Origin of the sequence: Mesorhizobium sp. LMG 17147 (assembly GCF_024297145.1) — a bacterium.
Lineage (GTDB): Bacteria > Pseudomonadota > Alphaproteobacteria > Rhizobiales > Rhizobiaceae > Mesorhizobium.
Map to the genome: position 1 here is coordinate 633125 of NZ_JANCTC010000002.1, position 14118 is coordinate 647242.

General features: G+C 60.4%; 14 protein-coding genes and 1 pseudogene. 7 read left to right on the forward strand and 8 right to left on the reverse strand.

Annotated elements, in window-relative coordinates; all coding sequences use genetic code 11:
* Positions 1 to 13 precede the first annotated feature (13 nt).
* From NMG46_RS06940 to NMG46_RS06970, 7 genes are read left to right on the forward strand one after another with little or no spacing between them, the layout of a single operon-like run.
* On the forward strand, positions 14 to 541 hold the full coding sequence (locus tag NMG46_RS06940; RefSeq protein ID WP_254816951.1) for a hypothetical protein: 528 nt from the start codon (positions 14 to 16) through the stop codon (positions 539 to 541).
* Positions 538 to 1449, forward strand: a complete 912-nt coding sequence (locus NMG46_RS06945) for a general secretion pathway protein GspK (RefSeq protein ID WP_254816952.1) — start codon at positions 538 to 540, stop codon at positions 1447 to 1449. Before NMG46_RS06940 ends, NMG46_RS06945 begins: the two co-directional genes overlap by 4 nt.
* The gene (locus NMG46_RS06950; protein ID WP_254816953.1) at positions 1446 to 3089 is read left to right on the forward strand and encodes a GspE/PulE family protein; all 1644 of its coding nucleotides are present in this window, start codon (positions 1446 to 1448) and stop codon (positions 3087 to 3089) included. Before NMG46_RS06945 ends, NMG46_RS06950 begins: the two co-directional genes overlap by 4 nt.
* Complete coding sequence (locus tag NMG46_RS06955; RefSeq protein ID WP_254816954.1) at positions 3089 to 4306, forward strand: type II secretion system F family protein; 1218 nt, start codon at positions 3089 to 3091, stop codon at positions 4304 to 4306. Before NMG46_RS06950 ends, NMG46_RS06955 begins: the two co-directional genes overlap by 1 nt.
* Positions 4303 to 4776, forward strand: a complete 474-nt coding sequence (locus NMG46_RS06960; protein ID WP_302894051.1) for a GspH/FimT family pseudopilin — start codon at positions 4303 to 4305, stop codon at positions 4774 to 4776. Before NMG46_RS06955 ends, NMG46_RS06960 begins: the two co-directional genes overlap by 4 nt.
* On the forward strand, positions 4773 to 5141 hold the full coding sequence (locus tag NMG46_RS06965; RefSeq protein ID WP_254816955.1) for a type II secretion system protein J: 369 nt from the start codon (positions 4773 to 4775) through the stop codon (positions 5139 to 5141). Before NMG46_RS06960 ends, NMG46_RS06965 begins: the two co-directional genes overlap by 4 nt.
* Positions 5138 to 5866, forward strand: coding sequence for a general secretion pathway protein GspJ (locus NMG46_RS06970; RefSeq protein WP_254816956.1), 729 nt, complete (start codon positions 5138 to 5140; stop codon positions 5864 to 5866). The genes NMG46_RS06965 and NMG46_RS06970 overlap by 4 nt, the downstream gene beginning before the upstream one ends.
* A gap of 24 nt (positions 5867 to 5890) precedes the next feature.
* On the opposite strand, the gene gspG is transcribed toward NMG46_RS06970, so the two are convergent.
* The 8 genes and pseudogenes from gspG to NMG46_RS07010 form a co-directional block, all read right to left on the reverse strand.
* Positions 5891 to 6349 carry a type II secretion system major pseudopilin GspG gene (gene gspG, locus NMG46_RS06975; RefSeq protein ID WP_254816957.1) on the reverse strand — a complete coding sequence of 153 codons (459 nt, stop codon included), beginning with the start codon at positions 6347 to 6349 and terminating at the stop codon, positions 5891 to 5893.
* The gene (locus tag NMG46_RS06980; protein WP_254816958.1) at positions 6349 to 6828 is read right to left on the reverse strand and encodes an A24 family peptidase; all 480 of its coding nucleotides are present in this window, start codon (positions 6826 to 6828) and stop codon (positions 6349 to 6351) included. Before NMG46_RS06980 ends, gspG begins: the two co-directional genes overlap by 1 nt.
* A 17-nt stretch (positions 6829 to 6845) precedes the next feature.
* Entirely contained in the window at positions 6846 to 8975 is a 2130-nt protein-coding gene (gene gspD, locus NMG46_RS06985) for a type II secretion system secretin GspD (protein ID WP_254816959.1), read from the reverse strand.
* Between the two features lie 630 nt (positions 8976 to 9605).
* Positions 9606 to 9854: a hypothetical protein gene (locus NMG46_RS06990; RefSeq protein ID WP_254816960.1), complete on the reverse strand. Its 249-nt coding sequence runs from the start codon at positions 9852 to 9854 to the stop codon at positions 9606 to 9608.
* Between the two features lie 265 nt (positions 9855 to 10119).
* Positions 10120 to 10824 (reverse strand): annotated as a pseudogene (gene istA / locus NMG46_RS06995) (IS21 family transposase); the annotation flags it as partial.
* 311 nt (positions 10825 to 11135) lie between these two features.
* Complete coding sequence (locus NMG46_RS07000) at positions 11136 to 12671, reverse strand: hypothetical protein (RefSeq protein ID WP_254816961.1); 1536 nt, start codon at positions 12669 to 12671, stop codon at positions 11136 to 11138.
* Positions 12668 to 13015 carry a hypothetical protein gene (locus NMG46_RS07005; protein WP_254816962.1) on the reverse strand — a complete coding sequence of 116 codons (348 nt, stop codon included), beginning with the start codon at positions 13013 to 13015 and terminating at the stop codon, positions 12668 to 12670. Before NMG46_RS07005 ends, NMG46_RS07000 begins: the two co-directional genes overlap by 4 nt.
* The gene (locus NMG46_RS07010) at positions 13012 to 13824 is read right to left on the reverse strand and encodes a hypothetical protein (RefSeq protein WP_254816963.1); all 813 of its coding nucleotides are present in this window, start codon (positions 13822 to 13824) and stop codon (positions 13012 to 13014) included. Before NMG46_RS07010 ends, NMG46_RS07005 begins: the two co-directional genes overlap by 4 nt.
* Positions 13825 to 14118 lie beyond the last annotated feature (294 nt).

Here is a 14118-nt window from a genome sequence, read left to right on the forward strand (position 1 = left end):
TAAATTCGCGGCATTGGCCCTGGCGGCGATAATTGCCGGCCTCGTCGCGGTCAATGTCGCGCTCTACGATACGCCGGTCGATATTGCACCGATCGCTTCGGCAAAGGGGCGAGACGGAGGAATGACGTCGGCCCCCGGGGGGTCGCTTGAGATTCCGGATTTGGGCGATTTCAGCGAAACGTTCGAACGCCCGTTGTTCAGCCCGACTCGCAGAAAATTCGTCCCCGAACCGATCGAGCCGCAGCCAGTGGAAGTGGCCGCCGTGGCGGTCGAGCAACCGGCACCGCCGCAGAATGCCGCACCAGCAGTTGCACCCTCGCTTCTGGGGATCAGCATCCATGGTGGAGCGGCAAAGGCCTTGCTGCGGATCGCGGGAGCCGACAATGCCTTCTGGTACGGCAATGGCGAGACAGTCGATGGCTGGACCGTTTCGACGATCGACAAAAATCAAGCCGTGCTGGAGCGGAATGGCAAAGTCGCGCGCATCTCGCTTTACCCAGCGAGCCAGGATGCAGCATCCATTGGAAGTGTCGGCCAATGATCCGGATGCGCGATGACGACGAAAGGGGAAGCGCGGGATTTTCGCTCGTCGCGGTCCTGGTCTTCATGCTGATCGTCTCGGCGATTGTCGTTCCCTTTGCCATCACGGCAAAGACACGGTTGATGATCGCCAACAACGAGGTCGAGCAGGAGCGGCTGTCGCTGCTTGCCGAAGGCCTGGCCAATGTGGCTTCGAGCGAATTGGCGAATGGCTCGGGGACAGAAAAGCTGCCGCTGGATTTCTCGCCGACAGCCTGCCGGTCGGGAAAATTCACCTTCGATGTGCGAATACAGGACCATAGCGGTCTGATCGATCTCAACGCCGCGGACGTTCATCTGCTGTCGCTGGGTTTTGCATCGCTCGGTTTCAATCGGCAGATCTCCGAAGAACTGGCTGAAGCTGCTATCCGGTTTCGGGGCAGCACCAATGCCTTCGCCGCGCAGGAGGAGTCTGCAAGCTCAGTTGGGCCGCCGCAGGACAAGCAGGCGCCGTTCGAATCGGTGTCAGAGTTGCAGGAATTTTCGGCGCTTGCCTCGACGCCGCTGTATGATCTCTACGCCGTTTTCACGGTCAATTCGAAGCGCGGCACGCTCAGCCTGGATCACGCCCCGAGCCGCTTGCGAACCGTCCTCGCCGGTGCAGCGGAGCGGGGCGCTTCGACCACGCAAGGGGCTACCGAGGCTTCGGCCTATACGGTCGAAATAGCAGCAAAGCGGGATGGATCGGGAATTGCCGGTCATGCGGGTTTTGTCATCGAGAAATTCCCGGCCAGCGCGGCAGGGTTCCGGCGTCTTTCACGAAGTCCCGCCGCGGAAATCCCGGACTTGGCAGCGACGACATCCTCTGGAAATTGCGACGCGCTTTTCGGGACTGAGGCAGCGCAGATCCTGAGGGGATGGGCGTCATGAACGCGACCGCCCGGACCTCCGGTGTCGAGGCATTTCTCGCTTTTCTCGAGGGCGAGAAAGTGCTCACGGCCCACGCGGCCCAACGCGCTTTTGGGGCGTCGAAGACATCGGGGCATCCGTTCGACACGGTGATGACCGAACTCGGGCTGATTGGCGAACAGGAGCTTGCCGACGGCCTCAGCTGCTTCATGAATCTGCCGTCGCCTGTCGACATTCCGGAGCAGTTCAATCCCGAGCTGTTTTCAAGCGTTCCGCTGATCTACTTGCGCGAAAACGCGATCCTGCCCCTCGAGATGGACGCACAGCAACTGGTTGTCGCCGTGGCCGATCCGTTTTCTACGGCGACGATCGACGCGCTGGCCTTTCACTATGAGCGGACGCCGGCGCTCAGAATACTGCCGAGGCGCATGATTACCGAATGCATCGACCGGATCGAGCAGTCAGCCAAGGAATCTGTTTCACCGGATGCAGACAGTGCAGTCTCCTCGGATTTCGGCCCCGACGACCTGGAACGTTTGAAGGATTTTGCCCGCGAGGCGCCGATCGTCCGCTTTGTCGCCGACACCATCCACAAGGCGGTCGACGCGAGAGCAACCGACATCCACATCGAACCGCTCGAGGATCATGTGCGTATCCGGTTCAGGCACGACGGCATGCTGTCCACCGTCGATACCGCACCGACCGCGATGCTGTCCGGCATTTCGACGCGCATAAAAATCCTGTCGCGGCTCAATATCGCCGAGCGGCGGCTGCCGCAGGATGGAAGGATGCGAATTGCGGTGCGTGGCCGGGACATCGACCTTCGCGTCTCGGTCATTCCCTCCATTCACGGCGAGGCCATCGTGCTCCGAATTCTCGACCGCGCCGGCGTCGAATTGCGGCTGGGAAAACTCGGCTTCGACGATGCCGCGCAAGCCAAGATCAGAAGCATGTCGCAAGCCGCCAACGGCATCGTGCTGATCACCGGGCCGACCGGCAGTGGCAAGACGACGACGCTCTATTCGATCCTCGCCGAACGCTCCCGGCCGGACGTCAAGATTTTCACGGTCGAGGACCCGGTCGAATACCGCATGGCTGGCATTACGCAGCTGCAGGTCAATCCGGCGATCGACCTCGATTTTGCCGCAGCCCTTCGTTCGATCCTGCGGCAGGATCCCGACATCATCCTGCTTGGCGAAATCCGCGACAGGGAGACGGCGCAAGTCGCGGTCCAGGCCGCTTTGACCGGCCATCTGGTGTTTTCAACGCTTCACACGAACAGTGCGGCCGGCGCGCTGACGCGTCTTCGCGACATGGGCATCGACGGCTATCTGCTCGGGGCGACGGTCCGAGGGGTTATCGCGCAAAGATTGCTGCGCCGCGTCTGTCCTGCTTGCCGTGAGACTGATCAGACAGGTTCGATCTGCCGAGGCTGCAATGGTTCCGGCTATAGCGGGCGCACCGTCACCTACGAAATGCTGCAGGTGTCGCCGCGTATCGCCGAGCTTATCGACCAGGGTGCCGGCGAAATGGAAATCGGCAGAGCTGCAGGGGAAGACGATCTCATTCCGATGGCGGTCCATGCAAAGGCGCTTGCGCAATCGCGGGTGACGACAATGGAAGAAGTCCGGCGCGTCATCGACCTCAACGGAGGCGGTTGATGCCGGCCTTTGCCTATCGCGCCTATCTTGTCGATGGAACTCGCGAAGCCGGCGTTCTCGAGGCGTCGACCAAACAGGATGCTGCCCGCAAACTGGCGCAACAGGGGCGCCGATCCTATCACCTCGCACCCGTCGACAGAGCAAAGCAATTCGTTCGGCTGCCCGGACGCGGTGCGCTGACGTTTGCGCGACGGGTCGATCTCAGCCGCCTGTTTTCCGAGCTGTCGGTGCTTTTGAATGCCGGCTTCACCGTCGATCGCGCCTTGAGCGCGGTGATTTCTGGCGAAAGCAATCAGGCGCGGCGGCAACAGCTGCAGTCTGTGCTCGACCTCACGACCGGCGGCCGCCCGATTGCGGAAGCCTTTGCCAGCCTGCCGGGGATCACATCCGACGTGGCGGCCTTGCTCGCCAGCGGCGAACGCAGCGGCAAGATGGCATTCATTTGCCAAAGGCTGGCCGATACGTTCGAAGCAAAGGCAAAGCGTCGTGCAGCCATTATGGAAGCATTGACTTATCCCGCCTTTCTGTTGGTGGTGATGAGCGGGGCTCTGGTCATTCTGGCGACGGTGCTTGTGCCCGCACTGGAGCCGATCTTCGAAGGCTCGTCTGCAGCAAAACCGTTCACCATGAAGCTGCTTTCCGGGCTCGGAACCGTTCTTACCGACTATCCCTTCGTGTTCCCGCTCGCGGCAACCGTCGCTTTGCTCTTCTACCTCTTTCTTTCGAGGTCGGTGGGGGCGCAGGCGTTGTTCTCGCGCTGGCTGCTGAGAATTCCGTTGATCGGCCCGCTGGTCAAGGACACGGTGATAGCACGCTACCTTGAGACTTTGTCCCTCCTTCTCGGCAATGGCGTGCCGATGACCGAAGCGCTTGGCCTGTCGGCGAATGTCTCCCGGCAGAGTTCACTATGGGCAAGTTTTACCGCGATCGAAGATGACGTCGCCAATGGCGCCCGCCTTCATAGCGCAATCGTCAAGGCCGGGATTTTCGACAATGCGACGATGTCACTGATCTCGCTCGGCGAAGACGCCAACGCACTCCCAGTCGTGCTCGATCGCGCTGGAAAGATGCTTCAGGCCACGCTGGCACGGCGGATCGACACTGTGCTGAAACTGCTGACGCCGGCCTTGACGATTTCGCTTGGGTTTCTCGTCGGCAGCCTGGTCATTTCGGTGATGACCACAATCCTCAGCATCAACGATCTGGCGCTGAAATGACGAGCGCGCCTCCCACCTGTCAACGAGAGAACACGAGGGCCGGGTTCACTCTGGTCGAGATGCTGGTGGTCCTGGGAATCATGGCCGTCGTCGCGGCCATTGCGGCTCCAGGCATCGCCAGAAATTATCGAACCAAGACCCTGGAAAGTTTGACAAGCGAGATCACCACGCGACTGCGTCTGTCGCGCACGGCAGCAATCGCCACTGCTCGGCCGAAACAGATCATCCTCGATCCTCGTGCCGGCGCGATCCGTTTCGACGATCGCGACACACTCGTCCTGCCCGATGACGTCGAGATGACGGTAACCACAGGACTGGAAACGGTCGCTGCCGATCGCCATGCGACTTTGACGTTCCTGCCGGACGGCAGCGCTTCCGGGCTGGACATCGATCTGCAGCGAAAAGGCCAGACTTTGCGTATCGAGGTGAACTGGCTGACCGGGCTTGCGACGCGGCGGAAACTGCCATGATCTCGCAGGCAAACCCAGATTCCGGTGAAGACGGTTTTTCGATCCTGGAGATGATCGTCGCGATGACGATCCTGGCGCTTGTGCTCGGCATTGCGAGCCAGTCGATCGTGACGGCGAGCCGCAGCATCGCGGTTGCCAAGGAGCAGGTCGAAGCCGCTCGTGCGATACGTGCGATGCTGGCTAATTACCAAGCCCGTGGCGGGTCGGCCGACATGGACATGACGCAGCCCAGCTGGAGCCTGAAAACCCACACTATCGAGGTCTCGAAGGCGAAGCTGACGGCGATCGTCATCGAGGGGTCCGGCGGCGGCGGTGGCGCGCCGTTTCTAACATTCGTTCCCGGGCAGGATACGAACTCTCAATGAGCCGCCTGTCCCATAATTGCGGACGATGGCTCCCAGGGTTTCTCTTCCTCAAATCCAGCCTCGAACCGCGTCGCCTTGGTGGAATTCGCGCGTCATCGGCGTCGGTCGAGGGATTTGCGCTCATCGACGTTTTGGTCGGGCTCGCTCTGGTCGGCGTGATCTCATCGCTGATGATTGTTTTTCTCGGGCAGGCCCGCACGATGATGCGCATCGAGAAGGCAATCGAGATGCAGATGGAAGTCGATGCCGCTTCGCGGTTTCTCGAAACGGCAATCAGCCATGCAGAGGCGCTGCCGCTGTCAAAATCGTCGCCGGACAATGTGATCTATCTCAGCGGCGAGCCGGCCCGGATCGAATTCAACGGCGTTCAGGCGATCGGCTTCAGCTCCTCGGCGTTGCGGGAAATCTCCGTTTCCCTTGGAAGCGAGGACAGCCGAGCCGAAAATTTCTTGGCGATCTTCCAAAAACCACGACGCGGTAACGAAACCGGCAGCTCGACCGCGAGTGAACCGGTACGGCTGATTGCCGGTGTCACCGCCATAAAATTCGAGTATCTCGACAACTCGGCAGGACCTTCGTCATGGTCGGACAAATGGAGCGCCCAGCGGCGCCTACCGACCGCCGTGCGGTTCACCATCTCGGTCGATCGGGACGGTGCCACCTATTCGTCCGCAGGCTTTGCACGGCTGGAGTTGGCAGATACGCAGGCGCGGTCCACGAACTGACGATCTCCCATTGGGAACGCATGGTCAGTTGGTGATGTCCTGATCCTCGCCGCTCCCTTCGGGCTTGCCATCGCGGCCGAAGGTGCGGATCAGAACGCCGCTCGCATCGGCCTTCACTTCGTAGGAATAAGGCTTTCCCCAGGGATCGTTCAGCCCCGTGGTCCCTTTGAGGTATGGCCCGTTCCAGCGCTCTTCGCCGGCAGGCGCCCTGACGAGCGCGGATAAGCCTTCCTCGGCAGTCGGATATTTTGCGTTGTCGACATAATAGAGTTCGAGGGCGCTCTCGATATTGCGAATCTGCGCTTTGGCCGCGTTCGTCCTGGCCGAACCGAGATACCGCAGGACCTGCGGGGCAGCGAGCGTGGCGATCAGTGCGATGATAGCAAGCACCACCAAAAGCTCGACCAGCGTAAAGCCGCTTTCGCGATTTTCGGACTCACGGCGGCATTTCCTGCTTGCTCGAATAAAACGGAAAGAAGTCATCAGAGTAGTCCCATGTTCCAACCTGCAAATTGTTCCAGTACCCATGTGCAGCCAAGGCCCGCACCGATGAACGGTCCGAAAGGGACACGAGCCCGCGCCGCCGCCGGTCCCACCGCGACCACCTGACCACCGATGAACAGCAGAGCGCTTGCGCTCGCTATGAACAGCATGACCGGCAGAAGCAGCGGGCTGATCCAGCATGCCGCGGCGCCAAGCATTTTGACGTCGCCGAGCCCGAGACCGATCCGGCCGGTCATTGCGAAATGGCCGCCCCGAATAAGCCAGACAGCAGCAAGGGTTGCGACGGCGAACAGGATTTGGATCAGAAACTGACCCGCTTGCGTGGTCATCTGGAACGCAAGGCCCGTTCCGGCCAGCGCCAGATTGAGTTCATTGGGAATGATCAACCTCCGGAAGTCCGCCACTGAAATGGCGACAAGAATTGCCGTCAGAGCGATCGTTGCGGCCAGCAGGATCAAAAGGTGCGCGGCCATGATCAGTACTTCAGTCGTTTAAGATTCTGTTGCAGTCGGGTTCCGCCGCGGCGCTGCTGGATCGGCGTCTGCAGACTGATTTTGCCGCGGAATTCGTCCGTGACCTGGCGCGCCTCGCTGATGTCGCGGATAACGCGCGGACGAATGAAAATGATCAGCTCGGTCCGCCCAACGCTGTCTGTCTTGTGTTTGAACGCGTTGCCGAAGATTGGAATATCGCCGAGGATCGGCACCTGGCTGCGGTCGACATTGTTGCGTTCCTGAATGAGGCCGCCGAGCGCCAGGCTCTCGCCGTCATTGACGAGCACGCGCGTCTGGATCTTGCGCTGCTGGATGGTCGGCGAATCTATGCCGGAGCTGGTCGTCTTGGTGACGTTGCTGACCTCCTGCTGGATATCGAGCATGACACGGCCGGCATTGTTGATGCGCGGCGTGACCGTGAGTATGACGCCGGTATCCTTCATCTCAACCGAATTGACGATCGGCGCGTCCGCCGTCGATGTCCCCACGGCCTGCTGCGTGATGATCGGCACCTGGTCGCCGACCTGCAAAATTGCCTTCTGGTTGTTCAGCGCCATGATGGTCGGCGCCGATATCACATTGACGTCGGTAATACTGGCGAGCGCATTCAGCGTGACCTGGATGTTGTCGGTCGCGTAGGTCCAGCCAAAACCGGGGAAGGTCGCGCCGGTGAAACCGCTGGCCACGTCGGACAGCGAGATCTTCATGCCATTGTTTTCGAAGAACCAGCGCAGGCCGAACTTCAGCTCATCGTTCAGCGTGACTTCGGCAATCACCGCCTCCAGCATGACTTGCGTCGGCAAGATGTCGAGCTTGGTCAAAATCTGCTGGATACGCTGATAGTCGCGAGCCGTGGTCTGGATCAGCAGCGCATTGTTCTCGACATCGGCGACGACCTTGGCATGGGTGGGCGAGTGTTCGTCTGGTTCCAAAGCCAGCGACGGGGACGGGCCGGTCAATGGCGCGGGCGTCACGCCATCCGACTGCAAGGCGATCGGTGTCATATCGGGAGAAACATTCGCGCCGTTCGCCTCGCCCTCGGTCTTGACCGAAGTGCCGAGAACGGAGCTCAGCACCGCGGCCAGTTCCTTGGCTGGACGGTTCTGGATTTCATAGACGAACAGCTGGTCTTCATTTGTCTCGGCCAGCTTGTCGAGCTTGCTGATCCACACCGCGGCGCGGCTGAGATAGGCTGGACGCGACGTGATCACCAGCACCGAATTCAGCCTATCGTTCGGGATGAACTGGATGACCTTGGCGCCAGGGCCATTCTTGGTGCCGAAGATCGAATCGAGCTCGGAGGCAACGGCTTCCGGCTTTGAGGTTTTCAGAGGATGGAGCGCGACCGACATGCCGCGCATCCAGTCAACGTCGAACACCGAAACCGCTTCGCGAATGGCATCGAGGTCGCTGTTGTTGCCGGCGACCGTGATCAGGTTGCGGGTGGAATCGACTCTGAGCACTGAGCCTTGCCGGGTGATCGGCTCGAGAATGGTCTTCATTTCGTCAGCCGCGATGTATTGCAGCTGCAGCACCTGCACCTTGATGCCGGGTCCGGAAGGCGAAACCGACGGCACGCTGACCGACGGCGTGCTGGACATGATGTCGGAAAGCGGAACGATCTGGTAAGTGCCGGCTCGTTTGGTGATGCCGGCGCTGTTGACGGCAAGTGCCGATTCCAGAATATCGACCAGTGCGTCCTGTGACACAGGTTGGGATGTCTGAAGCGTCACCGTCCCCTGCACGCGCGGGTCCACGATGTAGTTCAGGTGAAGTGCGTCGCCAAGTACCGCTTTCGCCGCTTGCGCGACAGGGGCATTGACCAGATTGAGCTCGAATTGACCGGAACCATTGGCCGTCACCTGGGCGAGCGGCGCACCGGACGATACGAAACTGCCCGAGCCCTGGTACTCGGCGCCGGTAAAACGCTGCGCCTCGCCTGCCGCCGAGGTCAAAGGATGGGACCCGGTGTATCCAGCCCGCAACGGCGAGCTTTTGGCGTGCAGGCTGTCGACGGTTTCGGTGAAAAAATCCTTGCCGGACGGAGTTGTGCAGCCCGCGCACGCGAGCAGAACGCACAGCACGACGCAATTACTCAGATTGATAGACATCCGCCCGATTCCCCTAGGTTTCTAGTCTAGGGCTTCTTGGGGTCTGGCGTTGGAATTGCTGGCGTCATTAAGGGTCTATCCACAGGGTTGACTGACCACGCGCCGCTAAAAGGCTTCCGCTCCAATGGAACGATCTGCTGCTTAATTTGAGAAGCAGGGCGGCAAGCGTCCTCCACTTGGATAAGGGCCGCATCCAGAGGTTGACAGCTGAATGGCCAGCCCCTGAATGGTTCGGCCCGAATAGTTGGTGCCTCGATATCTTCCTATGGACCCGCTAGATCGAATTCAGCCGTAGATTCCGCATCGATCGCGCTTCGTGCAAAGAGATCGCCAAGTTCGCAATCCGTGAACTCGCAAAGCGGAACATCGTTGTCATAGCGCCGATACCTTCGGATCTTGAAACGAAAGCAAAGGCCTAAACCTTGTCTTAGGAAGCAGTTTGTGTATGTTTTGTTCCGTTGTGCCGCCCGATTGGGCAGTCTTCGCAACTCGGGCCAGAGGGGACCCATCGAAGGCGCGCGCCCAAGATGAGACTCAACTCCTCTTGGGAGAAGGTTTGTCCGGGTTCGATGGCCAATAGAATTCGAGTACCAGTCGGAAGCTGCAATGCTACGAGACAGGTCAAACTACCTACGATTCGTTCGCCCATTCCCAGTCAAAGCCTGGCAGTTTGAACTCGTAGTTCAACCCAAAAGCATTGACAAAGCCTGGGTTCAAATCGATTCCGGCACCGTTTTTGATGCTTGCCGTCGTCGGCAAGGTATCCCGGAGCTCGCCCAGTACGGTCTTCCCCCTATATGTGACCGCAACTTTCTTGCCGCGGGCCGCATCGCCCTTGCCCCATTTAGCCTCCCAAACGTCGCGCGGCAGTGCACACATTGGCTTACCGGGGTCTGTCGTGTCATCGCTCCAAAGGCCGATACGAATTGTCACCAACTTTTAAGCATGCCTGCTCGCTTTTACCCGAGGCTATGCACTTCTTGTACGCGGCAACATCGGCCGGGTCTGCGAAAGTAGTCGCGGTAACTGACGGCATCGCCATCCTCCTTTTGCAATGAATCTTTGGCGCGCATCTTGCTTACCAAACGACACCAAGATGCATTGTAATCGACGGTTCCAGTACACACCAAAAGGTGTTCGGTGGATCGTGGAAGATCTCGACCACTCGATAAGTGAGCCGCACCTCGACGGTGCGCCCGATCAGCCGGTGCGGCACCGAGTAGAAGGTCTTGTCGACCTCGACACGGTAGTCAGGATGGACCTTCGCCGACTTCCGCTCGGCGTATTCGAACGGTGCCGCCGCCAACGGCTTCAGGGCTGCTCGCTCGATCTCCTCGAACAGTTCGCCGCGGCTTTGGCGCATCGGCCGGTTGTTCAACTCCTCGAGCAGCTCGGCGATCGCCGCATTGAGCTCAGCCAGCGAGAAGAAAGAGCGATTCCTCAGCCGGGCCAGAATCCAGCGCTCGACGATCAGCACCGCACCTTCGACCTTGGCCTTGTCGCGCGGCTTGCGGCTTCGGGTCGGCAAAATGGTGGTGTCGTAATGCTCGGCCATGGCGGCAAAGGTCGCGTTCAGCGTCGGCTCGAACCACAGCGCCTTGGCCACACCGGCCTTCAGGTTGTCGCACACGATCGCTCTGGTGACGCCGCCGAAGAAGGCGAGCGATCGCACCTGGCACTCGATCCAGTCCGGCAGCTTTTGGCTGGAGCTGGCAAAGGCGAAGGTCAGATTCGAGGCACCCAGCACCGCGACAAAAATCTGCGCCGGGTAAAAGGCGCCGGTCATCGCTTACAATAAAGCTTCGAGTTCGCGCATGGTCACGCCGGCTTCCGCTGCCCTGACAGCCCCAATCTTGCGGACGTGTCGTTGGCGATGTAGTTGGATAATACTTGGAAGGGCGGGAAATCTCAGCGGAAAGCCTGCCCAATGCACCAGTCCTTTTTCGCTCCCTGGATTGTTCTCCAGTACCTGGCCAGTTGCACCTTGCACTTCTTTTCAGCCGAGAAGTTTTTCTGAATTTACGCCAGTACTTCCCAGATAACAGCCAGTCGCTTCTAAACGCTGAAAGCCGGGTTGCAAAATACGCGACCATCCAGGCAAGCCTTGACCGTCGCTTTCAAAATCAACTACGCGCGCCGGCGCTTGGTTGTCTCCTACTCCTACTTGGTCGGCTGCTGGGCGCGGACCTGCTCCTCAGTCATGGATTTGCCGGAATCATTGCGCCAGCGTCGAACCCACGCGCGCCCTGCCGGAGGCTTCGCCCGCCAGACGATCTGTCCCGTGGCTGTCACTGTGCCCAGCCTCCCGCCGCGGCGTTCGGTCGCGACAGCCAGAACCAGCGCCCCGGCCACGGCATTGGCCACGTCATCGTGGCTGCCCGGTGGATGGTCTATGCTGTCTCTACCACCTCGCGCCGTGCGCCTCTCGAGTGACGCCAGCTGGTGCTGCAAGCGCGGATGCTGCAACAGTTCGACCTCACCGGAATTGATGGCCGGCAGCAGGTCTCTGTAGAGATCAGACTTCGTCCTAGCGCTGGGCTCGTACAGGACGCCGTATTTGCGGAACTGCTCGCGTGGCCATTCACCCGCATAGCGGTCACCTACGACCTTGCGGATGCCGTATCGGTGCAGCAGGGCGGCGTACTCCGCCACCACACCCTCCGGGCTGAAGGGCGGGGTCACCTCGCGGATGGCGTCGAGGATGGTGCGGTCAGGCTCACGATGACTGATGGCGAGCGTGAAGGAGTCTGCTGCACCCCCTGACGGATCGACAAAGGCCGTGTAGCCCACCCCGGGCACCGGGGGGCGTTCGCGGGCATCGGCTGTGGTGGCGTCGATGGCTTCACGGCTGATGTAGGATTCCACGTCTGTGCGGAATTCGGCTAGGTACTCGGCTGCTGCTGCGGCTGGGTCGCGTTCCAGTTCTGTGTCGATGAATGACTGCGGAACGGACGGGTTCATCTCCCGCGTTGTGGCCTTCCACACCAGCACGTTCCCGGGTTGCCCAAAGTGCTTGCGGTGGGCCTCCCACAACTCACCTCGGCGGGCGTATGGCGAGCTTGCGCAGAGCAAGATGGAGTTGGGTATAGTTGCCATACCTGGCCGCACAGCATTCAAGATTTCGTGGTCGGGCTCGGCAGCATCGTCGGTTGGCCAGAAGGCAATCTCGTCGGCCAGAACGGCCACCAGAGTGTAGCCGCGCACGGTGCGGTAAGAAGCCGTGCTAATTTCGATAGTCGTGGCGTTGTTCAGATCGAAGCTGGTCTGCATTTCGCGTTCGACCATTCCCTTGAGCAGGGGGATGTAGGTCAAGAATCCGCGGATATAGCGGAAAATGACACGAGCCTGCCGCTGGTCGTGGGCGACGATGAGGATCGTGGCGCGCTCGCCCGGTTGCAGGTGGCGGCGGTAGTCATGGAAGGCAGCAAGATAGACAGCGATCAAGGCCAGCACAAAGGACTTGCCAGCTCGTCTCCCGCAGATGAGCCAGACTTCCCGCGCGGGGTTGGTTGGTGGGTCGGCGCGACCCGTGTGTCGGCGGTAGGTGGCCAGCTGGTCGTCAGTCATGGGCAGCGCGAAGATGGCGGCTAGAGCGTCGAACCAAGCGGCCCAACTATCGCGTTTCCGGAACCATTGACTGAACAGGTTGGGGTCGGCACAGGCCTGGAGGATGCTCATCTTGCTGGTGATGCTCATCGCTTCCGCTTCGTGTTCCAGAGGTAGACATGATGAGCCGGGACGGCGGGGTGGGTGATACCGACCCCGGAAGGCAGCACGAGGTCGGCCTGTAGCTGGTATGTGTCGGGGAGGAAGCAGTTGCCCAGCACGGTGCAGGGCTGGGCGTAAGTGTAGGCGCTGCTGCCCACCGGCACAGGGTACGGAGACCCCTGCAAGACCAGTTCATTCTCGCTGAACGTCGTCTGCGGGAGGATGGCGATGGTGGTCACGACGTGGCGTTCCGCGGGCGCGCCCCTGATGGCGGTGACGATGCCGCTGAACGCGTAGCTCGGAGGGATGACGGATGTGCCGATTGGTTTCATGGGCCGGTCTCCTGATGCTCATCCTGCCGGTAGCGCGCACGCCGGGTGCGCTCGGTGGTGCGGACGTGCTGATAGCGTCGACCTTCCTCGCGGGCGACATCCGCAGGATCGGGCAGGAGCAGCTTTGCGTAGCCGCGACGGATGTCCCATCTTAGGTCGGGTGTCGTCCCGCCGAGAGTGTAGAAGTCGCGAACAGTGCGAGCCTTGGAGTACTGAGTCCAGCGGATGTAGCTGACGGTGCCCTTACGCTTGGGGCACTCAGGGACGAACCGGAGCCGAGCGACAGGGGACAGACGACCGACGCCGCTTGCGGCTGCGGCTGCCTCCATCTCCATGTCGGCGTCGGCATCGTCGCCAGCGCAGGCCTCGATGCGAGCGGCCTTTGCATCGTTGCGGTCGTCCACGATGTCTTCTAGATAGCCGGTGAGTGTCGGCGTGATGTCCTTGGTCCGGCGCTCCAGCCCAGTCACCTCCAGCAGGCGGCGGAGGGTGTTGCTCATGCGTTGGTACAGGTCGAGCTTCGGAGCGCTGATCTTACCTTCGCCTCGGTCGTTCTCGGCGAACCAGACCTCGATGCGCTCCAGTTCGACGACCAGAGCGGCGGCGCGGCGCAGGATCGCCTTCTCGGCCTCGGAGCAGTTCTCGGCGCCGCCGAGGTCGGAAACGAACAGGGCTAGGACATCACGCATGCGCATTGGCCACAGCGTTCGGTGGTCGACGCCGGGGAACAGCTGCTTACCGTTGGTCACGCGAGTCCGGTGCATGACGTCGAGAAGCGGCTTAATCTTGGAGCTTGAACCTGGGTTCATCTAAACTTCCAGCGGGGGGCCATATACTCAGCCATATTAAGTGCCGCGGTCCTATTATAGCGCGCGTGTTGAGCTAACGCCTTATTTTTGTTAGCTAATGGTGGCTAGCTCGGGCTCATTGGGTACGCTGTAGTAAGGCGTATTTGTGGGTTGTCGCGCTGTACGGAAAGCACGTGGAATCGGAGATCGTTGATGGCCAGGAATCCTACAAGCAGCTTTATAAGGTTACCCTTAGTAAAACAAACCTACAATCCTTATAAACCTTATAAAGCTCTTTTGCTGCCGGGGAGGGTA